Consider the following 20,699-nt stretch of genomic DNA (forward strand, 5'->3'; position numbering starts at 1 on the left):
TCAATGGTCGAGCGGCAGCAGAATCTGAAATTCGGTACGTCCGGGCCGGCTCTCGACCTCGATCATCCCGTCGTGCTGCTGCACGAACGTCTGCGCGAGCGTGAGCCCTAGCCCGCTGCCATCTTCGCGCCCGGACACGAGCGGATAGAAGATCCGGTCGCGGATCTCTTCCGGAATGCCGGGCCCGTTGTCGATCACGTGCAAGTCCAGTGCCAGCTTGTACAGGCGCTTCGCGATCGTGATCTTGCGCGCGATGCGGGTGCGCAGCTCGATCTTCGCGTCGCCCTGCGCGATCCGCTCGCGCAGCGCCTGCGCCGCATTGCGCACGATGTTGAGCAGCGCCTGGATCAGTTGCTCCTTGTCGCCGCGCAGGTCCGGCACGCTCACGTCGTAGTCGCGCTCGATCGTGAGCCCGCGCGGGAATTCCGCAAGCATCACCGCGCGCACGCGTTCGCACACTTCATGAATGTTCACGTCGCCGACGATGTGCGGATGCCGGTGCGGCTCCAGCAACCGGTCGACGAGCGTCTGCAGGCGATCGGACTCCTTGATGATCACCTGCGTGTATTCGCGCAACTCGCCGCGCTCGCGCTCGCCGAGCTCGAATTCGAGCAGCTGGGCTGCGCCGCGAATTCCGCCGAGCGGGTTCTTGATCTCGTGCGCGAGGTTGCGGATCAGTTGCTTGTTGACCGCGGTCAGGTCGTGGATGCGCTCCTCGCGATCGGTGCGCGACTGCCGCTCGTTCTCGAACAGCTCGACGAGCACGAAATCGGGCGCGGTCTCGAGGAAACCGACGATCGCATGCACGTGCAGCGGTTCGCGGCCGGGCCGGTCGAGCACGGTATCGAGGTGCGTCGCGTGAAAACGCTCCTCGCCGATCGCGGTGATCGTCGACGCGAGCTCGTTCGCGTTCGGAAAAATCTCGCCCCACGGCCGCTGCGCGAGCTGCCGGCGCGAGATGTCGAGCATCGCCTCAGCGGACGGGTTCGCGAACGCGATCCGCAGTGTCTTGCGGTCGAGCACGATCACGACCGTCGGCAACGCTTCCAGCCCCGCAAGCAGGCCCGACCGCGCGAGCCGCTCGTCGTCCGTCAGTCGCTCGGGCTGCCCCGTTTTCGCCTTGATCAGATTCTTCAGAACCATCTGCGTGCTTGTCGCGCCTCAACGGGCCAGAAAATGAAAATCGTCGGAACAAAAAAGGGACGGCTGGACGCCGTCCCCTTTCAGACTCCGCTGTTCCCGCCGCAGCCTGCGCGACGGGAACGAACCGGCAAAACGGCGCTGAATCGAAGCGCCATCGCCGATTACAGCGAGTAGTACATCTCGAACTCGATCGGGTGCGTCGTCATGCGGAACTTCGCCAGCTCCTGCTCCTTCAGCGCGAGGTACGCATCGATCATGCCGTCCGTGAACACGCCACCGCGCGTCAGGAACTCGCGATCCTTGTCGAGCGCTTCGAGTGCCTGGTCGAGGCCCGCGCAGACGGTCGGGATCTTTGCATCCTCTTCCGGCGGCAGGTCGTACAGGTTCTTGTCGGCTGCTTCGCCCGGATGGATCTTGTTCTGGATCCCGTCGAGGCCGGCCATCATCAGCGCCGTGAAGCACAGGTACGGGTTCGCCATCGGATCCGGGAAGCGCGTTTCGATACGGCGGCCCTTCGGGTTCGACACGTGCGGAATGCGGATCGATGCCGAACGGTTGCGTGCCGAGTAGGCCAGCTTGACCGGTGCTTCGAAGTGCGGGACCAGACGCTTGTACGAGTTCGTCGTCGGGTTCGTGATCGCGTTCAGTGCACGGGCGTGCTTGATGATGCCGCCGATGTAGAACAGCGCCAGTTCCGACAGGCCGGCGTAGCCGTTGCCCGCGAACAGGTTCTGGCCGTCCTTCCAGATCGACTGGTGAACGTGCATGCCCGAACCGTTGTCGCCGACGACCGGCTTCGGCATGAACGTCGCCGTCTTGCCGTACGAGTGCGCGACGTTATGGATGATGTACTTCGACCATTGCGTCCAGTCGGCGCGCTGCACGAGCGTCGAGAACTTCGTGCCGATTTCGTTCTGGCCCTGGCCCGCCACTTCGTGGTGGTGCACTTCGACCGGGATGCCGAGCTGTTCGAGCAGCAGGCACATTTCCGAACGGATGTCCTGGAACGTGTCGACCGGCGCGACCGGGAAGTAGCCGCCCTTCGTGCCCGGACGGTGGCCCGTGTTGCCGCCTTCGAATTCCTTGCCGGCCGACCACGGTGCTTCTTCCGAGTTGATCTTCACGAAGCAGCCCGACATGTCCGTGTTCCACTGGACCGAGTCGAAAATGAAGAATTCCGGTTCCGGACCGAAATAGGCCGTGTCGCCGATGCCCGTGCTCTTCAGGTACGCTTCGCCGCGCTTCGCGAGCGAACGCGGATCGCGCTCGTAGCCCTTGCCGTCGGCCGGTTCGACCACGTCGCAGGTCAGCACGAGGGTCGACTCTTCATAGAACGGGTCGATGAATGCGGCGGTCGGGTCCGGCATGAGCAGCATGTCCGACGCCTCGATGCCCTTCCAGCCCGCGATCGACGAACCGTCGAATGCATGACCGCTTTCGAACTTGTCTTCGTCAAACGCCGAAACCGGCACCGACACGTGCTGTTCCTTGCCGCGCGTATCCGTGAAGCGGAAATCGACAAACTTGACGTCCTCGTCCTTCACGAGCTGCATGACGTCGGCGACGGTTTTACTCATAACCTCTTCTCCTGATTGAACAATTCCGGCGGACTGGGAACCGCCTCGTTTATCGAGCTGATCGGGGTCTTGCTTTGGCGCAGCGCGCCCCGATTCGACCGAAACCTATAAAGCAGCTTCCGTGCCACCCATGTGCAAGACCGGCGCGAATCGCGCCGGCGCTCGCCGCGACGGGGCTGTGCTGCGCAATTCCGGGGCCCGGCGCCGCACCGGCCGCCAACCGATGGCACCGCCGTGGTGCAATCGTCGCGATGCGCCGCGCCCGCGGAATCATTCTGGTGCATGCAGGCCATTCTGCACTCTTTTGGTGAACGCGTGTGCGGTGCGTGCACCGTGCCGCATGCGGACGTCCGTGCCACGACACCGCGCTAGAATGTTTGTTTGAACGACAAGGAGACTCCCCGCCATGAGTACGCTCGACCAGCTTTACGCGAAGGCCGACGAACGCCGCGCCCAAGGCGCGCTCAACTACGCCGGCGCACTGCTGCCGGTCGAGGCATTCGAACTGCTGCAGCTCGACCCGTCGGCGCGCCTCGTCGACGTGCGCACCCGCGCCGAGCTCGACTGGATCGGCCGCCCGCTCGTCGGCGACGGCCAGTACCTGCACCTCGAATGGACGCGCTACCCGGGCGGCGTGCCGAACGCCGAATTCGTCAACGAACTGAAGGCGGCCATCGCGCCCGATACGCCCGTGCTGTTCCTGTGCCGCAGCGCCGCGCGCTCGAAGCTCGCCGCGGTCGCGTCGTCGCAGGCCGGCTTCACGAAGGCGTTCGACCTGCTCGAAGGCTTCGAGGGTGCAAAGGACGCCGAAGGCCACCGCAAGACGGTCGACGGCTGGTGCTTCCGCAAACTGCCGTGGATCGGCGCCTGACGGCGCGCGTTCCCGACCGGTTGCGACAACCCCATCGTCGAGCCGGGCGATGACATGCCGATGACGGGCCGCGTTGCGCGGCCCGTTGCTTTTTGGGCGGTGGGTCAGGCGCGCGGCGTGTCGGGCTCGACGACGTCGCCGCCGAGCAGGTGCACGCCTTCGCGCAGCTTCACGAACGCGGCCGCGACCGCTTCCGGCTCGCCTTTCACGCCGAGGTCGATGTGACGGCGCGCATAGATGCCGCCCCGCTCCGCGTCGCCCACGCTCGGCAGGCTGAACACGCGCACGCCCGGGAAGTCGCGCTCGATGCGCTCCATCAGCGGCGTGAGCGTCGATTCCGGCAATTCGAACACGTACAGCGAACGCTCCGCGTGCGGCGTCGCGTGATGCAGGTGCGCGTATTTCGTATCGAGCACCCATTCGATCATCGGCCAGGCCATCACCGGGAAGCCCGGCACGAAGTGCAGATCGCCGACCGAGAAGCCCGGAATCCGGTTGTAGCCGTTCGGGATGATCGTCGCGCCGACCGGGAACACGCCCATGTTGAAGCGGTGCTGGTTCTCCGGCGAATCGAAGTCGACCGGCGTGGCCGGATCGCCGTGGGTTTCCCGGATCCGCTCCGAGATCAGCACCTTCGCTTCCGGATGCAGTTCGAGCGGCACGCCGAGCGCGGCGGCCGCGCACTGGCGCGTGTGGTCGTCCGGCGTCGCGCCGATGCCGCCCGTCGAGAACACGATGTCGCCCGACGCGATCGCGCGTGCGAGCGTCGCCGTGATGCGCGCCGGATCGTCGCCGACGTATTCGGCCCAGTCGAGCGCGAGGCCGCGCGCGCCGAGCAGCTCGATGACCTTCGCCAGATGCTTGTCCTGCCGGCGGCCCGAGAGGATTTCGTCGCCGATGATGATGATGCCGATGCTCATGCCTGCCCCATGTCGATTGCGGTGGCGCGCGCGCTCGCGCTCGCGCGCAGGTCCTCCAGCGCGCGCAGGCAATAGTGCCCGAACCACAGCGCCGAGAAGACGAGGATGAAAGCGTAAACCCAGATCATGGCCGCCGCGACGAACGGAAACAGCACCATCATCCAGACCGACGATACCCACACGAAGGTCGGCACGGTGCCGAGCAGCCCGGTCGCGACGCCGATGCCGATCAGCGGCCAGCGGTGCTGCTTCACGAGCGCGCGACGCTCGTCGCGGCTCGCGTGCAGCGCGAGCGCGTCGTAGGTCATCACGCGGTACGTGAGCCAGCCCCAGATCACCGGCGGCAGCAGCGCGAAGAACGGCGGGATCAGCCACAGCGGGATCGTGACGACGAGCACGACGACACCGGCCAGCGCCGCCCCCAGCGAATTGAACACGCTGCCGAGGAAGGTGCCGCCCCGCTTCGCCTCGAGCGCCGCGAACTGCCGGTTCGACAGGTGCTTGATCACGACCGGCATCGAAATCGTCGCGATCAGCAGCAGCACGGTCAGCACGATCAGCGGGATCGCGAGCGACACGACCACGAACGGTGCGACGACCGCATGCAGCTGCGACATGCCGATCGCGTCGAACGCGCGATACAGCGCGGCCGTCAGCACGAAGCCGTCGAGCGCGCCGCGCGCGGCGTCGATCAGCGTCTGCCACGAGAACCACAGCAAGACGCCCCACAGGACGGCCGAGACGAGGAACGGCATCAGGGTGAGCCAGAGCATGCGCGGATGCAATGCGCTCGCCAATGCCCGGACGAAGGAGCGCAGCAAGTCGTTCATGCGAGCCTGTATGGACGGAGAAAAACGGGGAAAGGATAAACCACGCGGCCCGCATGCGCCAAAGCGCATGCGGGCCGCGTGGGAGAGCCGTTCAACGGGAGTGTGGCCGGGTCAGGCCGACGCCGCGCCGCGCTTCGCGGGGAACAGGCGCCGGAAGATCCGCACGAACGCGAGGCCGTGCTGCGCCCAGAAGCCTTCGCCGTAGGACACGCCCTCGACCTGCTCGCGGATGCCGGTCGGCTCGACCGTGCGGTTCCACGACGCGGTGCCGAACATCATGTCCCACCACGGGAACAGCACGCCGAAGTTGCAGCCGTACTTGGTGCCTTCGTGGCCGTAGCCGACCGCATGGTGGCGCCGGTGGAAGATCGGGCTCACGAGCAGGCGCTCGCCGAGCCAGCCGAACGACAGCCGTGCATTCGTGTGCTGAATGCTCTGCATGAAGTTCGTGAACGCGGTCAGCACGACGAACTGCGACGGCGTCACGCCGATCACGAGCGCGATCGACGCGAAAAAGCACGACTGGATCACGTCGTCGAGCAGGTGGTTGCGGTCGTCGCACCACAGCGACATCTGCCGCTGGCTGTGATGCACGGCGTGCAGCTCCCACCAGATGCCGAACTTGTGCTGCCAGCGGTGATACCAGTAGCCGGCGAAGTCGAGCACGACGAGATAGATCGCGAACGCGACGATCGGCTGCGAGGTCACGCCCGGCCACAGATAGTCGAGATTGACGTTCGCGACGCCGTGCAGGCGCAGCCATGCCTGGAAGCTGTCGAACACCGGCTGCAGCGCGAAGAAGAAGAACAGCGCGTAGATGCCGAGCTTCGAGATCGCCGTGTAGATCACGTCGACCCGCACGGCGCGGCGGTTCTTCCAGCGCTCGACCGGCAGCAGCGCCTCGAGCGGGCGCAGCAGCGCGAACATCAGCACCATCTGCAGCGCGCCGATGATCACCCAGTACAGCGCGTCGTAGGTGTCCTCGTCATAGCCCATCAGGTTGAACTTGAAGAGGAGCGGCTGCACGACATCGACGTACAGCCAGGTCTGGATGTCCGACACGAACGCATCGATCAGGTGCAGCATCGTTCGCCTCCACCCGTCACGCGCCGTTCGCCGCCTTCCACGGCGCGCGGTCGTAGAAGTAGATGCCGTGCGGCGAGCGGCCGACTGCGATCGTCTGCACCAGCTTGCGCGACGAGAGGTCGATGATCCCGACCTTCTTCGCGAAGCGGAACGTGACCCACAGCGTCTTCTTGTCGGCCGACAGCTCCATGTCGTCGGGGCCCGGCAGCAGGCCGGTGATGTCGCCGACGTTGGTGAGCGTGTTCTCGTCGATGATGCTGATCGTGTTCGCGACCCGATTCGTGATCGCGACGTGCGTGCCGTCGGCGAGCGAGCGGAAGTTGTGCGCGCCGTTGCCCGTGTGGATCTGCTTGACGATCTTCTGGTTGCGCCAGTCGACCACCGCGACGTAATCCGCGCCGGTCATCCCGACGAGCAGGAATTTGTCGTCCGGCGTGAGCCACAGGCCCGCCGGCACCTTGCCGACCGGCATCTTCCACTTGACCGTCTGGGTAGCGAGGTCGACCGCCGCGATCTCGCCGGACACCTGCAGCGACACGAGCACCGTCTTGCTGTCCTTCGTAAACGCGAGGTGGCTCGGCATCACCGCGAGCGGCAGGCGCTTCGCGATCTTCACGTCACGGCCGTCGTAGCTGTAGATGTCGAGGCGATCGAGGCGCAGCCCGGTCGACACGAACCACTTGTGATCGGGCGAGAAGCCGAGCTGGTACGGATCCTCAATGCCTTCGACCGTGCGTTGCAGCTTGCCCGTCTTCGGATCGACGAACATCAGGCTGTTCGAGACCGAATTCGCGACGATCAGCGACGAATTGTCGGGCGTCGCCATCAGGTGATGCGGTTCCTTGCCGGTCGGCATCGTGCCGACGACCTCGCGAGTCTGCTGGTCGATCAGGGAAAGCGTCGCTTCGGCCGAATTGAGGACGATCACGTTATTCGCGTGTGCGGCGGGCGCCAGCACGGCGGCGGCCAGCGCGAGCGTGCGGCCGAGGGAAAGGAAAGTGCGCATGAAGACTCACGTCGTGGAACAACCGTCATTGTAAAACGTTCAACCGGCCTCGCCGGTTGACGTAAACCGCCGTTGCGCCACTTCGACGCACGCCACGAGGCCGGACAGGCCGGCGCGGCATACGCCGTGCGGCCGGCCGGGGCCGGCCGCCGGTGCGGGCCCGGAAAACCGATGTTGCGCTAGCGCTGCATCGACTCCCAGACCTTGTGCAGGCGCTTGACAGAGACCGGCATCGGCGTACGCAGTTCCTGCGCGAACAGCGAAATTCGCAGTTCCTCGAGCAGCCAGCGGAATTCCGCGAGCCGCGGGTCGGCGACGCCGCCGCGCTGCGACACCGCGCGCTGGTACTGCTGGGCGAGCGGCAACAGGTCGGCGGACTGCTTCGCGTCGCGCGCCGGATCGGCCTTCAGCTTGTCGATCCGCAGCGCGATGCCCTTCAGGTAGCGCGGGAAGTGCGCAAGCTGCACGTAAGGCGTATCGATCACGAAGCGCTTGCCGACCAGCGCGGCGAGCTGCTGCTGCAGATCCGCGTGCGCCTGCGCGAACGGCTTCGCCTGCGCGAGTTTCTTCACGAGCCCCGCGTATTCGGCGAGGATCTGCCCGACGAGCCGCGCGATTTCCTGCGCGAGCAGGTTCAGGCGGCTGCGGCCCTCGTCGCGCCGCGCGTGGAAGCTCGCATCGTCGCCGGGCAGCGGATCCTGCAGGCACGCGCGGTCGAGCGCCGTGTCGATCAACTGGTCGCGCAACTCGTCCTGCGTGCCGAGCGACATGTACTGCATCGCCATCTCGCGCAGGCCCGGCAGGTTCTTCTCGAGGAACTTGATCGGCTCCTTCAGCTGCAGCGCGAACAGCCGCCGCAAGCCGGCCCGGTGGATGCGCGCGGCCTCCTCCGGCGAATCGAACACCTCGACGTCGCAATGCGTGCCGCGGTCGACGAGCGCCGGGTAGCCGTACAGCGTCTGGCCGCGCCGGCGGATCTCCAGCAGCTCGGGGAGCTTGCCGAAATTCCACGTCGTCAGGTTCTCGTACAGCGCCGTCGCGCCGGCTTCCGCCGGAGCGGCCGTCTGCGGCGCCGCGCCCTTGCCGGGCTTCGCACCACGGACGGCGGCACCGGCCGTGGCGGCAGGCGCCGGCGCCGTGCCGGCTGTCGGCCCGGCATCGGCCTCGCCGCCGGTCGAGATCGTCGACGCCGCGGCGATCTTCTGGAATTGCTGCTGCGCCTGTGCGCCGAGTTCCTGGCGAAGCTGCGCGAGATTGCGCCCCATCGCGAGCTGGCGGCCGTGCTCGTCGATCACCTTGAAGTTCATGAACAGGTGCGCGGGCAGCGTCTCGAGCTTGAAGTCGGCCGTCTTCATCGCGACCTGCGTCTCGCCGCGCACGTCGGCGATCAGCGCCTCGACGAGCCCGCCCGCGCCGAAGCGCTCGCGGCCCATCCGCTCGACGAAACCGGCCGCGTACTCGGGCAGCGGCACGCAGTGGCGGCGCAGCTTCTGCGGCAGCGACTTCAGCAGCAACTGCACCTTTTCCTTCAGCATCCCCGGCACGAGCCACTCGCAGCGGCGCGCGTCGACCTGGTTCAGCGCGTACAGCGGCACCGCGAGCGTCACGCCGTCGCGCGGCGTGCCGGGTTCGAAGTGGTACGTGAGCGCCATCTCGACGCCGGCCATCGTCGCGCGCTTCGGGAACAGCTCGGTCGTCACGCCAGCCGCCTCGTGGCGCATCAGGTCGTCGCGCGACAGGTACAGCAACCGCAGCTTGTCCTCGGGCTGGCCGCCCTGCTTCACCGCGTCGCGATACCAGCGCTCGAACGCGACGCCCGTATGGATCCCTTCCGGAATCGCCTGGTCGTAGAACGCGTAGATCAGCTCGTCGTCGACCAGCACGTCCTGCCGGCGCGACTTGTGCTCGAGCTGCTCGATGTCGGCGAGCAGCTTGCGGTTGTGCGCGAAGAACGCGAGCTTCGTGTCGAACTCGCCTTCGACCAGCGCGCCGCGGATGAACAGCTCGCGCGCGCGGGCCGGATCCTGCTTGCCGAACGCGACGCGCCGGCGGTGGTAGATCGGCAGCCCGTACAGCGTCGCGCGCTCGTACGCGCTGACCTGCGCCGGGCGCTTTTCCCAGTGCGGCTCCGACAGCGATTTCTTCAGCAGGTGCGCGCCGACCTTCTCGATCCATTCGGGCTCGATCTTCGCAAGGCAACGCGCGTACAGCCGGCTCGTCTCGACGAGTTCGGCCGCCATCACCCAGCGGCCGGCCTTCTTCGCGAGCACGGAGCCCGGCCACAGGTAGAACTTGATCCCGCGCGCGCCGAGGTAGTGCGGATCGTCGTCGGCCTTCAGGCCCAGGTTACCGAGCAGGCCCGTCAACAGGGCCAGATGGACCTGTTCGTAGGTTGCCTCGACTTCGTTGAGCCGCCAGCCGTGCTCGCGCACGACGGTCAGCAACTGCGAATGGACGTCGCGCCACTCGCGCAGCCGCAGGTGCGACAGGAAGTTCTGCCGGCACGCGTCTATCAATTGGCGATTCGACTTCTTGTGCGCGACGGCCTCTTCGAACCACGCCCAGATCTTCAGCCACTGCAGGAATTCGGAACGCTCGTCGGCGAACCGGCGGTGCGCCTGGTCGGCCTGCTCCTGCGCTTCGATCGGCCGATCGCGCGGGTCCTGCACGGACAGCGCGCTCGCGATGATCAGCACCTCGCGCAGCGACTGCTGGTCGCGCGCGGCGAGAATCATCCGGCCGACGCGCGGGTCGAGCGGCAGCCGCGCGAGTTCGCGGCCGAGCGGCGTCAGCGCGTTGTCGTCGTCGACCGCGCCGAGCTCGTTGAGCAACTGGTAGCCGTCCGCGATCGCGCGGCCGGGCGGCGGCTCGAGGAACGGGAACGATTCGATCGCCGTCAGGTGCAGCGACTTCATCCGCAGGATCACCGACGCGAGCGACGAGCGCAGGATTTCCGGATCGGTGAAGCGCGCGCGCGCCTGGTAGTCGCTTTCCTCGTACAAACGGATGCAGACGCCGTCGGCCACGCGACCGCAGCGGCCCGCGCGCTGGTTCGCCGCGGCCTGCGAGATCGACTCGACCTGCAGTTGCTCGACCTTGTTCCGGTACGAATAGCGCTTCACGCGTGCAAGCCCGGTGTCGACGACGTAGCGGATGCCCGGCACCGTCAGCGACGTCTCGGCCACGTTGGTCGCGAGCACGATCCGGCGCGCGTTCGACGCCTTGAACACCTTGTCCTGGTCGGCCGCCGAGAGCCGCGCGAACAGCGGCAGGATCTCGGTGTGCGGCGGATGGTGCTTGCGCAGCGCCTCGGCCGCCTCGCGGATCTCGCGCTCGCCGGGCAGGAACACCAGCACGTCGCCGGAGCCCTCGCGGCACAGCTCGTCGACCGCGTCGACGATCGCGTCCATCAGATCGCGCTCGGCCTCGCGCGCGGTCTTCACGCGGTCGCGGCCGGCCGTGCCTTCGGCATGTTTCACGGCCGGACGATCCTCGGCCACCGGGCGGTAGCGCATCTCGACCGGATACAGCCGCCCGCTCACCTCGATCACGGGCGCCGGGCGCTCGTCGGTGCCGAAATGGCGCGCGAAACGATCGGCGTCGATCGTCGCGGACGTGACGATCAGCTTCAGGTCCGGCCGCCTCGGCAGGATTTCCTTCAGGTAGCCGAGCAGGAAGTCGATGTTCAGGCTGCGCTCGTGCGCCTCGTCGATGATCAGCGTGTCGTACGCCTTCAGCAGCGGGTCGGTCTGCGTCTCGGCGAGCAGGATGCCGTCCGTCATCAGCTTCACGGACGCGCCCGGCGCGAGGTTGTCGGTAAAGCGCACCTTGTAGCCGACCACCTCGCCGAACGGCGTGCCGAGCTCTTCGGCGATCCGGCGGCCGGTCGACGACGCGGCGAGGCGGCGCGGCTGCGTATGGCCGATCAGGCCCGTGCCGCCGGCGCCGAGGCCGCGGCCGAGATCGAGACAGATCTTCGGCAACTGCGTGGTCTTGCCCGAGCCCGTTTCGCCGCAGACGATGACAACCTGGTGACCGGCAATCGCGCGCGCGATTTCGTCGCGCTTGCCCGATACGGGCAGGCTTTCGGGGTACGTGATCGGCGGAACGGGATTCGGCGCGACGGCAGCGCGCGGCGGACGCTCGCGGCGCGGGGTGCGTGCATCGGGTGCGGTCGCCGCGGCCGGCTGGCGCGCATCGCCGCGGCGTTCGTCGCCGCGCGGCCCGCGCGGCGGCTGGCCCGCCTGCTTGTCCTGCTGCTGGCGCGGCGGCTGGCCCTGCTGCGCGCGCGCATCGGCCGCACCATCCGGGTGCCGGGCCGACGGCGCTTTGGCCCGCGTCGGCGCGGGACTTTTAGGTACATTCGACATGGGGGCGCATTATAATCCCGCCCATGAATTCCCAAACCGACCTCCCTCCCGCCCAGTCCGGTGCCGCGACGCCGCCGGCCGCCGACGATTCGGCCGCCAGCCACGCGCAGTTCGTCGACTGGATGCGCTCCGTCGCGCCCTATATCCACAAGTTCCGCAACAGCACGTTCGTCGTGGGGTTCGGCGGCGAGGTGGTGCAGCAGGGGCTGCTGAACGCGCTCGTGTCCGACATCGCGCTGCTGCAGGCGATGGGCATCCAGATCGTGCTCGTGCACGGCTCGCGCCCGCAGGTCGAGGAGCAGCTGAGCCTGCATGGTGTCGAATCCGAGTTTTCGCACGGCCTGCGCATCACCGATGCGCGTGCGCTCGAATCCGCGAAGGAAGCGGCCGGCGAAGTGCGTCTCGACATCGAGGCCGCGATCAGCCAGGGGCTGCCGAACTCGCCGATGGCGCACGCGCACATCAGCGTCGTGTCGGGCAACTTCGTGACCGCGCGGCCGGTGGGGATTCTCGACGGGGTCGATTTCGCGCATACGGGCATCGTACGCAAGATCGACGCCGAATCGATCCGCCATTCGCTCGCGAGCCGCAAGCTCGTGCTGCTGTCGCCGCTCGGTTTCTCGCCGACCGGCGAGGCGTTCAACCTGTCGATGGAAGACGTCGCGTCGGCTGCCGCGATCGCGCTGCGCGCCGACAAGATCGTGTTCCTGACCGACGGCCCCGGCATCGTCGACGACGAAGGCGAGCTGATCCGCGAAATGTCGCTCGATTCGGCCGCCGACCTGCTCGATTCCGGTGACCTGCAAGGCGACGACGCGTTCTTCCTGAAGCACGCGATCCGCGCTTGCCGTGGCGGCGTGACCCGTGCGCACCTGATCCCGCAATCGCTCGACGGCAGCATGCTGCTGGAACTGTTCCTGCACGACGGCGTCGGCACGATGATCTCGTACGAGAACCTCGAGAGCCTGCGCGAAGCGACGCCGGACGACGTCGGCGGCATCCTGTCGCTGATCGAGCCGCTCGAGACGGACGGCACGCTGGTGCGGCGCGGCCGCCACCAGATCGAGCGCGACATCGACCACTTCTCGGTGATCGAGCACGATGGCGTGCTGTTCGGCTGCGCGGCGCTCTATCCGTATCCGCTGGAGAAGATCGGCGAGATGGCGTGCCTGACGGTCGCGCCGGAAGCGCAGGGCTCGGGCGACGGCGAACGCCTGCTCAAGCGCATCGAGCAGCGCGCACGCGCGCGCGGCCTCACGCACATCTTCGTGCTCACGACGCGCACCGAGCACTGGTTCCTCAAGCGCGGCTTCGTCAAGGTCAGCGTCGACGACCTGCCGGAAGATCGCCGCAAACTCTATAACTGGCAGCGCAAGTCGCTCGTGCTGATGAAGCAGCTCTGAGCGCAGGCACGACTGCCCTCCCCCCAGTCCGATTACAGGAGAAGTACACGATGGCCCGTATGATTCAATGCGCGAAGCTCGGCAAGGAAGCCGAAGGTCTCGATTTCCCGCCGCTACCGGGCGAACTCGGCAAGCGCATCTATGAAAGCGTCTCGAAGGAAGCATGGCAGGGCTGGCTCAAGCAGCAGACGATGCTGATCAACGAAAACCGCCTGAACATGGCCGATCCGCGTGCACGCCAGTACCTGATGAAGCAGACCGAGAAGTACTTCTTCGGCGACGGCGCGGACCAGGCGTCCGGCTACGTGCCGCCGACGGAAGGCTGATGGCATGATGCGCGGAATCGGCAGCCTGCCGGCCGCGTGATCCGAAAAAAGACGGCACCGTGTATCGCACGGTGCCGTTTATCTTTTGGGGTCGCGCGATCGATGCGACTCAACCCGCCGGTTTCAGCGCGCCGCCGTCGCCCGGCTGCTGCGGCCCGCCGCTCGCGCTTTCAGCGCTTCCGCCTTCGGTGCCCCATTCCGCGGCATCGCTGCGCTCGGCGCTCGACAGTTCGTCCGCGCGATACCCGGTGCGGTTCAGCAGCGCCAGCATGCAGACGAGCGACACGAGCGCGTAAAGCCCCGATGCGACCGCGACACCGACGATGCTGCCCGTCGAATTGAGGATCGCCTGCGCGAGCACGGGCGTGCCGCCGCCGACGACGAGCGCGCTCAGTTGATACGCGAGCGACAGGCCCGTGTAGCGGATGTTGGCCGGAAACACGCGCGCGAGCACGCCGCCGACCGCGCCGTAGAACATCGCGGACGGAATCGTCGAGATGCACATGCCCGCGACGGCGACCCAGTACGAGCGCGTCGCGAGCGCATGGAACATCACGGGCATCAGCACGATTTCCGGAATCAGGATCCAGCACATCGCGCGACGCATGTCGACCTTCGACACGAACCACGCGCCGACCGGCTGCAGCAGGAACTGCACGACGAGCGAAATCGACAGGATGCCGAGGAACGTGCCCTGCGCGTAGCCGAGCTCCTTCGTCGCCCACGACAGCGCGAACGTGCTGCGGAAATACGTGACGTTGATCACCGGCAGCGTGCCGGCCGCGAGCAGCACGACCACCCAGTGATCGCGCACGACATCGCGCAGCGGCAGCTTCACCGTGCGCTTGCGCGCGAGCACGCGCTGCATGTCGACCGATTCCTCGAGCTTCAGCCGGATCACCATGCCGATGATCACGAGCACGGCCGACAGCAGGAACGGAATGCGCCAGCCCCACATCAGGAAGGACGGCGTCGGCAATGCGCTCAGCGCGAAGAACGCGGCCGTCGCGAGCAGGTTGCCGGTGGGCGAGCCCTGCTGCGCGAACGCCGCATACAGGATGCTGCGATGCTTCGGCGCGTTCTCGCTCGCGATCAGCACCGCGCCGCCCCACTCGCCGCCGACCGCGACGCCCTGCAGCACACGCAGCACGACGAGGCCGGCCGGCGCCCATACGCCGATCTGCGCATAACCTGGCAGCAGGCCGATACCGGTCGTCGCGAGGCCCATCATCACCAGCGTGATCACGAGGGCCGTCTTGCGGCCGACGCGATCGCCGAGATGCCCGAACACGATCCCGCCGAGCGGCCGCGCGGCGAAGCCGGCCCAGAACGTGACGAACGCGAGCAGCGTCGCGACGCCGGGGTCCATCGTGCTCGAAAAGAACACCTTGCCGAACACGAGTGCCGCGGCCGTGCCGTAGATGTAGAAGTCGTACCACTCGATCGTGGTGCCGACGAACGCCGCGAAGGCGGCGCGGCCTGGCCGCGGGTGCGCGGCGGGCGGGGATTGCGGACGGCTCATCGATGTCTCCAGGTTTGTGTTCGGGGGCGCGACTGCCGCGCGCCTTTCCCGGGTGGCCGGCATAACGCCGCCGGCCGGCGGCGTTGTGCCGGTCGGAGGCGCCTAGTCGGGCGCCTGGCCGGGTGCCGTTTTCAGCACGCCGGCATCGAGCAGTTGCTGCTGAACCGCGCGATCGACGCCGAGCCGATCGAGCACCGCGCGCGTGTCGCGGCCGAGCGCGGGCGGCGGCGTTCGGTAGGTGGCTGGCGTGCGCGACAGCTTCGCCGGCGACGCGGTGCCGCGATACGCACCGATTTCGACGAACAGGTTCCGGTGCAGCGCATGCGGATCGTGTGCGACGTCGGCCACCGTTCGCACCGGCCCGCACGGCACGCCGGCCGCCATCAGGTCGCGCGCGAGCGGCTCGCACGCATGCGCGGCGAGCCGCGCCTCCAGTTCGGCCTTCAGCTCGGACCGGTGCGCGCAGCGGCTGCGGTTGTCGACGAAGCGCGGATCCGCCGCGAGCGCCGGCGCGCCGAGATGCGCGACGAGCCGCGCGAACTGCCGGTCGTTGCCGACCGCGACGAAGATCGGCACGGTCGCCGTGCGGTAGCTGTCGTACGGCGCGATGTTCGGATGCGCGTTGCCGCTGCGCGCCGGCACGCGCCCCGAGCCGAAGAAGTTCGGCAGGTGCGGATGCAGCAGCGACACGCCGCAGTCGTACAGCGCGATGTCGATCGACTGCCCGCGCCCGCTCTTCTCGCGCTCCGCAAGCGCCAGCAGGATGCCCGCGAGCGCGTTGAGCCCCGTGACCATGTCGACGATCGGCAAACCGATGCGCGTTGCGTCGCCGTCGCGCTCGCCGTTGACGCTCATCAGCCCCGCCATCGCCTGGATCACCGCGTCATAGCCGGGCAGCCCGCCGAGCGGGCCGTCTGTGCCGAAGCCCGTCACCGCGCAATGGATCAGGCGCGGGAAGCGCTGCTGCAGGTCGCGCGCATAGTCCATCCCCCAGCGCGCGAGCGTGCCGGGCTTGAAGTTCTCGACGAGCACGTCGGCCTCTTCGAGCAGGCGCCACAGGATCGCGCGCCCTTCGTCCCGCGACAGGTCGAGCGCGAGCCCTTCCTTGTTGCGGTTGACGCCCATGAAGTACCACGCGGTATCGCCGAGGAACGGCGGCCCCCAGCCGCGCGTTTCGTCGCCGGCCGGCGGCTCGATCTTGACCACCGTCGCGCCGTGGTCGGCGAGCGCCTGCGTGCAGTACGGGCCGCCGAGCACGCGGCTCAGGTCGACGACCTTCAGGCCGTCCAGTGCGCCTCGCGTCGGATTCATCGTTCGACCTCCGGCAGCAGGTCGAGCGCCGTGTCGAGCGACACCGGCGTGCCGCGCAGCAGCGCGTCGAATGCGGCCGATTCGTCGTCGCGCGGGGCCGGCGCGAGCGGATCGACCGGCAGCAGCTTGTGACGCACGACCAGGTGCGCGAGCGCGAGGCGCCGAAAATCCGGCGCGAGCCGCACGCCCTCGCAGGCCATCAGCACGGCCGCGCTCGTGTAGTACAGCGCGGACGCGGCCTGCCGCACGCGCGCGTCGTCGCCTTCCGCCGCGACCCGCGCAAGCGCGTCGCATGCGCGCGCGAGAACGCGCCGCAGCGCCTCGCGGCTCGCGTCGGGCAGCGGCGCCGCGCCGAGCCGATCGCCGAGTAACGCGCGCAGCGCGTCGAGCGCGTGCTCGCGCTGCGCGGCCCGCGCGACGTCGAGCGCGACGATGTTGCTGGTGCCTTCCCAGATCGAACCGAGATGCGCATCGCGCACGATCCGCGCGTCGCTCCATTCCTCGATGTAGCCGGTGCCGCCGCGCACCTCCATCGCGTCGCCCGTCACGCGGCGCGCATCGCGGCACGCGCGGAACTTGATCAGCGGCGTCAGGATCCGCACGCAGCGCGCGGCCTGCTCGTCGCCCGCATCGGCCTGCGGCAGCAGCAGCGCGATCTGCATGAACATTGCGCGCGCGGCCTCGGCCGGCAGCAGCATCTTCATCAACTGGCGCTGCATCAGCGGCATCTCGATCAGCTTGCGGCCGAAAGCCTCGCGGTGCGCGGCGACGTGCAGCGCCTCGTTCAGCGCGCGCCGCATCAGCCCGGCCGCGCGCACGCCGTTCGACAGCCGCGACATGTTGATCATGTCGGCCATCTGGTGGAAACCGCGGCCGATCTCGCCGATCAGGTAGGCCTGCGCGCCTTCGAGCGCGATCTCGCCGCTCGCCATCGAACGGCTGCCGAGCTTGTCCTTCAATCGCACGATCCGGTAACGGTTGCGCGTGCCGTCCGGCAGCGTCTTCGGCAGCAGGAACAGCGCGAGGCCCTTGATGCCGTCCGGTGCGCCGTCCGGCCGCGCGAGCACCATCGCGAGATCGGCATCCGCGTTCGAGCAGAACCACTTGTCGCCGGTCAGGCGCCAGACGGTCTCGCCGTGCGCGTCGGTCTCGCGCGACGCACGCGTCGCGATCCGGCCGACGTCGGAGCCGGCCGCCTGCTCGGTCATGAACATCGCGCCCTGGTACAGCGTGTCGAAGTCGCGCGACGCGAGCATCGGCAGGTAGCGCGCGACGAGCGCCGGATCGCCGAAGCGGCGCAGCGTGCGCGTCAGCGAATCGGTCATGCTGACCGGGCAGCACAGCCCGAATTCTGCCTGCACGAACAGGAACGTCAGCGCGTACTTGACGAGCGGCGGCACGGATTCGGACCGGTGGCTCAGCGCCGCGAGCCCGAGTTCCGAATACGCGACGCGTTCGAGCGCGACATACGCGGGATCCTTGTCGATCCGCTGCACGGCCTCGCCGCGCCGGTTGCGGTGCTCGAGCACGGGCGGGTGCTTGTCCGCGCGCGACGCCCATTCGTCGAGCTCGCCCGACACGCGCGCGCCGAGCGCACGGAGCTGCGGCTCGAGTTCGGCATAAAGCGCGTCGCCGAGATGCAGCTTCAGCAACGCACCGAGATCGGGATCGGCGGTGAAGAAATCGATGCCCCGACTGTCGGGGATGTTGGATGTGCCGGTATCCGGCGTGCGGATGGTGTCGTTCATGCATGCGTCTCCTGGGTTGCCTGCACGTCGGCCGGTGCCGGCGCCGCGGCGCCCAGCCGGCCTTGTGCAAAGGCTTCCGCAGAGCGTAGGCGCGCGATCGATAAGCGTCCAATACAGGATTTATCCGGTACGATAGATATCGCTTATCGATGCCGACGCCGGGAGGAGACACCATGGAACTGAGGCAGTTGCGCTACTTCGTGGCGGTCGCCGAGGAGCTGCATTTCGGGCGCGCGGCAAAACGCCTGTTCATCTCGCAGCCGGCGCTGAGTTTCGACATCCGCAAGTTCGAGGAAGCGCTCGGCGTGCAGCTTTTCTCGCGCACCAACAAGACCGTCGCGCTGACCAACGCGGGCGAGGTGCTGCTCGGCGAAGCGCGCCGGCTGCTGCTGCAGGCGGCCGAAGCCGAGCGCCTGACGGTGCGTTCCGCGTCGGGTCTCGCGGGCCGGCTGCGGATCGGCTTCGTCCATTCGATGCTGTATCGCGGGCTGCCCGATGCGGTGCGGCGCTTCGAAGCCGACTACCCGGGCGTGGAGGTCGTGCTGAGCGAGATGAACACACAGGCGCAGGTGCAGGCGATCCAGCGTGGCCAGATCGATCTTGGTTATGCGCACTGGGGCCGCTTCCCGCCCGAGGTCGAATCGGTGCCCGTCTATGCGGAACCGTTCGTGTGCTGCCTGCCGGCCGCGCATCCGCTCGCGCGGCGCAGGCAGGTCGCGCTCGCCTCGCTCGCGACGGAACCGTTCATCCTGTTTCCGCGCGAAGCGGCGCCGCACTATCACGACCTGATCATCGCGCAGTGCGTGAACGCGGGATTCAGCCCGCTGATCCGCCACGAGGCGCGGCTGTGGCAGACGATCCTGTCGATGATCGAGTTCGGGATGGGCATCGCGCTGGTGCCGCGCGTGCTGCAGCAGGTGAAAAGCGACCGGCTCGCGTTCCGGCCGCTGAAGGACGCATCGCTCGAATCGCGCACGCTCGCGCTGAAGCGCATCGGCACCGCCGAACCGGTGGCGCTGCGCTTCGCCGACTACGTGCGCGCGTCGATCGACGCGCTGCCCGCGCTCGCGGGCTGAGTGGACGTCGGGATTGCGCCTGCCGCATCCCGAACGCCGGTCAATCGAACGGCACCGTGCGACGGCTCGATCCTCGATCTCGTCGAGCCGTCGACGGCCGGCTGACCGATCGTTGCGCGGGTCTGGAAAAAATTTGCAGAAAGGGCTTTACGAACCCCAAAAGCTCTGACATAATTTCAGCTTCTTTGGGCGGTTAGCTCAGCGGTAGAGCACTGCCTTCACACGGCAGGGGTCACTGGTTCGATCCCAGTACCGCCCACCAAAGAATTCAAGGGCCTGCGTCTCACGACGCAGGCCCTTTTCGTTTTGGTGATCGGCATTCACTGCCCGCCCATCTCGATAGGCGGCATACCCGCGACACGCATGCACTGCTTCGAACTCGAACAGCAGGCTCCCTGCTATTGCCGGCGCCATTATTCGATCTGCGGGATATCAATACCGGCCCGGCAAACTTGCTGAAGCTGTGCGATTTCCCAACAACAGCGAGATACCGCCAATCGAAATCCTCTTCAGGAACGACCTCTCGCAAATGTTGCCTGGCAACTGACGCCCCGCAATTCGCCAAACACAAATGGCTTGCATCGGCGATACAAATCAGACAAATCGGCTATCGGTCGCAAAACACCCTATTTCTTCGCCAAACAAGCACCGTAGGGCCGGCGCTATCCACCAATCCGGCATCCACACAAAGATCAGACATTTCATTCAAACCATCATAAAGCTTTCAGCACGAAAGAAAGAAATTTGCCAGTGTAATTTTTGGTAACTTTTTCGTAACATTTGTAGAAATCCGGATGCATAGAATCGTTACGCCATATAACAGCCAGCCGAATCGGCATCGCATTTAGGCACGGAATCATGACTTGCGATGGTGAGCTGGCGATAGAAATTGCATACCCATGTCCCCACAGAAGAACGATTACACCCTGTGGCTTACCGGTCTGAGCGGCGCCGGCAAGTCAACCCTCTCGCGCGAAATTGCCGGGAAGCTGCGCGCGCGCAATATTCCGACATGCGTACTCGACGGCGACGAATTGCGGGCGGGCGTTTCTACCGATCTCGGCTTCACGCGAGAAGATCGTACCGAGAACTGTCGTCGCACCGCTGAAATCGCGAAATTGCTCAATGCCCAGGGTTTTACCGTAATCGTCGCCCTGATCTCGCCTTATGAGGCCGACCGGCAACGGGCACGACAAATCATCGGCCCGGACCGGTTCGTCGAGGTCTACTTGAAAACCGATATTGCAACCTGTGCCGTACGTGATCCGAAGCAGCTTTACGCAAAAGCGGTCACCGGTCAGACGACGCAATTCACCGGCATCTCGGATCCATACGAAATACCCACCGCTCCCGATCTCATCGTTGAAACGGGAACGATGGATATCGCCTCTTCTGTCGCGCTCGTCATGGATTTCGAGCGGCAGCGATTCACGCACGCGTAATCCCGGCCCATCGTCATTTCACGTCCAGCGACGCGCCGCCAGCGTTCCGGCGGTCGGGCCGGCCTCAA

The 20,699-nt window shown here is 66.9% G+C and carries 15 protein-coding genes and 1 tRNA gene; 6 read left to right on the forward strand and 10 right to left on the reverse strand.

The annotated features are described in order from the left end of the window. Positions 1–1,143, reverse strand: coding sequence for a nitrogen regulation protein NR(II) (glnL, locus tag ABD05_RS00655; protein WP_047898510.1), 1,143 nt, complete (start codon positions 1,141–1,143; stop codon positions 1–3). A 161-nt stretch (positions 1,144–1,304) separates the two neighbouring features. Next, on the reverse strand, positions 1,305–2,720 hold the full coding sequence (gene glnA, locus ABD05_RS00660) for a type I glutamate--ammonia ligase (RefSeq protein ID WP_047898511.1): 1,416 nt from the start codon (positions 2,718–2,720) through the stop codon (positions 1,305–1,307). A 406-nt stretch (positions 2,721–3,126) separates the two neighbouring features. On the opposite strand from glnA, the gene ABD05_RS00665 reads away from it, so the two are divergent. Further along, on the forward strand, positions 3,127–3,591 hold the full coding sequence (locus tag ABD05_RS00665; RefSeq protein ID WP_034183537.1) for a rhodanese-like domain-containing protein: 465 nt from the start codon (positions 3,127–3,129) through the stop codon (positions 3,589–3,591). 104 nt (positions 3,592–3,695) lie between these two features. Here the strand turns inward: ABD05_RS00665 and ABD05_RS00670 are convergent, their stop codons facing one another. The 5 genes from ABD05_RS00670 to hrpA all read right to left on the reverse strand — a co-directional run bounded on the left by ABD05_RS00670 (position 3,696) and on the right by hrpA (position 11,803). Continuing rightward, positions 3,696–4,511 (reverse strand): competence/damage-inducible protein A, encoded by an 816-nt coding sequence (locus ABD05_RS00670; RefSeq protein ID WP_047898512.1) that lies wholly within the window; start codon positions 4,509–4,511, stop codon positions 3,696–3,698. After that, positions 4,508–5,341, reverse strand: a complete 834-nt coding sequence (locus tag ABD05_RS00675) for an EI24 domain-containing protein (RefSeq protein ID WP_047898513.1) — start codon at positions 5,339–5,341, stop codon at positions 4,508–4,510. The genes ABD05_RS00670 and ABD05_RS00675 overlap by 4 nt, the downstream gene beginning before the upstream one ends. Before the next feature lie 111 nt (positions 5,342–5,452). Next, positions 5,453–6,427: a sterol desaturase family protein gene (locus tag ABD05_RS00680; RefSeq protein ID WP_047898514.1), complete on the reverse strand. Its 975-nt coding sequence runs from the start codon at positions 6,425–6,427 to the stop codon at positions 5,453–5,455. 16 nt (positions 6,428–6,443) lie between these two features. After that, positions 6,444–7,433: a YVTN family beta-propeller repeat protein gene (locus ABD05_RS00685; protein ID WP_047898515.1), complete on the reverse strand. Its 990-nt coding sequence runs from the start codon at positions 7,431–7,433 to the stop codon at positions 6,444–6,446. A 179-nt stretch (positions 7,434–7,612) separates the two neighbouring features. Beyond that, on the reverse strand, positions 7,613–11,803 hold the full coding sequence (hrpA, locus tag ABD05_RS00690; protein ID WP_047898516.1) for an ATP-dependent RNA helicase HrpA: 4,191 nt from the start codon (positions 11,801–11,803) through the stop codon (positions 7,613–7,615). Positions 11,804–11,826: 23 nt separating this feature from the next. On the opposite strand from hrpA, the gene argA reads away from it, so the two are divergent. Beyond that, positions 11,827–13,206, forward strand: coding sequence for an amino-acid N-acetyltransferase (gene argA, locus ABD05_RS00695; RefSeq protein ID WP_047898517.1), 1,380 nt, complete (start codon positions 11,827–11,829; stop codon positions 13,204–13,206). Positions 13,207–13,256: 50 nt separating this feature from the next. Next, entirely contained in the window at positions 13,257–13,532 is a 276-nt protein-coding gene (locus ABD05_RS00700; protein ID WP_006478357.1) for an oxidative damage protection protein, read from the forward strand. Between the two features lie 109 nt (positions 13,533–13,641). Here the strand turns inward: ABD05_RS00700 and ABD05_RS00705 are convergent, their stop codons facing one another. The 3 genes from ABD05_RS00705 to ABD05_RS00715 all read right to left on the reverse strand — a co-directional run bounded on the left by ABD05_RS00705 (position 13,642) and on the right by ABD05_RS00715 (position 18,113). Continuing rightward, the gene (locus ABD05_RS00705) at positions 13,642–15,054 is read right to left on the reverse strand and encodes an MFS transporter (RefSeq protein WP_047898518.1); all 1,413 of its coding nucleotides are present in this window, start codon (positions 15,052–15,054) and stop codon (positions 13,642–13,644) included. A gap of 102 nt (positions 15,055–15,156) precedes the next feature. Then, entirely contained in the window at positions 15,157–16,365 is a 1,209-nt protein-coding gene (locus tag ABD05_RS00710; protein WP_047898519.1) for a CaiB/BaiF CoA transferase family protein, read from the reverse strand. After that, positions 16,362–18,113, reverse strand: coding sequence for an acyl-CoA dehydrogenase family protein (locus tag ABD05_RS00715; RefSeq protein WP_047898520.1), 1,752 nt, complete (start codon positions 18,111–18,113; stop codon positions 16,362–16,364). The genes ABD05_RS00710 and ABD05_RS00715 overlap by 4 nt, the downstream gene beginning before the upstream one ends. 173 nt (positions 18,114–18,286) lie before the next feature. Between ABD05_RS00715 and ABD05_RS00720 the strand changes: the two genes are divergently transcribed. From ABD05_RS00720 to cysC, 3 genes are all read left to right on the forward strand, one after another. Beyond that, positions 18,287–19,189 (forward strand): LysR family transcriptional regulator, encoded by a 903-nt coding sequence (locus ABD05_RS00720; RefSeq protein ID WP_047898521.1) that lies wholly within the window; start codon positions 18,287–18,289, stop codon positions 19,187–19,189. Positions 19,190–19,376: 187 nt separating this feature from the next. Then, positions 19,377–19,451: transfer RNA gene (locus tag ABD05_RS00725), tRNA-Val, on the forward strand. A gap of 637 nt (positions 19,452–20,088) precedes the next feature. After that, the gene (gene cysC, locus ABD05_RS00730; protein ID WP_047898522.1) at positions 20,089–20,631 is read left to right on the forward strand and encodes an adenylyl-sulfate kinase; all 543 of its coding nucleotides are present in this window, start codon (positions 20,089–20,091) and stop codon (positions 20,629–20,631) included. Positions 20,632–20,699: the final 68 nt, after the last annotated feature.

The organism is Burkholderia pyrrocinia, from assembly GCF_001028665.1.
Classification (GTDB): domain Bacteria; phylum Pseudomonadota; class Gammaproteobacteria; order Burkholderiales; family Burkholderiaceae; genus Burkholderia; species Burkholderia pyrrocinia.

Excerpts from the sequence above, each read along its gene's own strand:
- glnL (WP_047898510.1), bottom strand. The coding sequence starts at position 1,143 with ATGGTTCTGAAGAATCTGATCAAGGCGAAAACGGGGCAGCCCGAGCGA.
- glnA (WP_047898511.1), bottom strand. The coding sequence starts at position 2,720 with ATGAGTAAAACCGTCGCCGACGTCATGCAGCTCGTGAAGGACGAGGAC.
- ABD05_RS00665 (WP_034183537.1), top strand. The coding sequence starts at position 3,127 with ATGAGTACGCTCGACCAGCTTTACGCGAAGGCCGACGAACGCCGCGCC.
- ABD05_RS00670 (WP_047898512.1), bottom strand. The coding sequence starts at position 4,511 with ATGAGCATCGGCATCATCATCATCGGCGACGAAATCCTCTCGGGCCGC.
- ABD05_RS00675 (WP_047898513.1), bottom strand. The coding sequence starts at position 5,341 with ATGAACGACTTGCTGCGCTCCTTCGTCCGGGCATTGGCGAGCGCATTG.
- ABD05_RS00680 (WP_047898514.1), bottom strand. The coding sequence starts at position 6,427 with ATGCTGCACCTGATCGATGCGTTCGTGTCGGACATCCAGACCTGGCTG.
- ABD05_RS00685 (WP_047898515.1), bottom strand. The coding sequence starts at position 7,433 with ATGCGCACTTTCCTTTCCCTCGGCCGCACGCTCGCGCTGGCCGCCGCC.
- hrpA (WP_047898516.1), bottom strand. The coding sequence starts at position 11,803 with ATGTCGAATGTACCTAAAAGTCCCGCGCCGACGCGGGCCAAAGCGCCG.
- argA (WP_047898517.1), top strand. The coding sequence starts at position 11,827 with ATGAATTCCCAAACCGACCTCCCTCCCGCCCAGTCCGGTGCCGCGACG.
- ABD05_RS00700 (WP_006478357.1), top strand. The coding sequence starts at position 13,257 with ATGGCCCGTATGATTCAATGCGCGAAGCTCGGCAAGGAAGCCGAAGGT.
- ABD05_RS00705 (WP_047898518.1), bottom strand. The coding sequence starts at position 15,054 with ATGAGCCGTCCGCAATCCCCGCCCGCCGCGCACCCGCGGCCAGGCCGC.
- ABD05_RS00710 (WP_047898519.1), bottom strand. The coding sequence starts at position 16,365 with ATGAATCCGACGCGAGGCGCACTGGACGGCCTGAAGGTCGTCGACCTG.
- ABD05_RS00715 (WP_047898520.1), bottom strand. The coding sequence starts at position 18,113 with ATGAACGACACCATCCGCACGCCGGATACCGGCACATCCAACATCCCC.
- ABD05_RS00720 (WP_047898521.1), top strand. The coding sequence starts at position 18,287 with ATGGAACTGAGGCAGTTGCGCTACTTCGTGGCGGTCGCCGAGGAGCTG.
- cysC (WP_047898522.1), top strand. The coding sequence starts at position 20,089 with ATGTCCCCACAGAAGAACGATTACACCCTGTGGCTTACCGGTCTGAGC.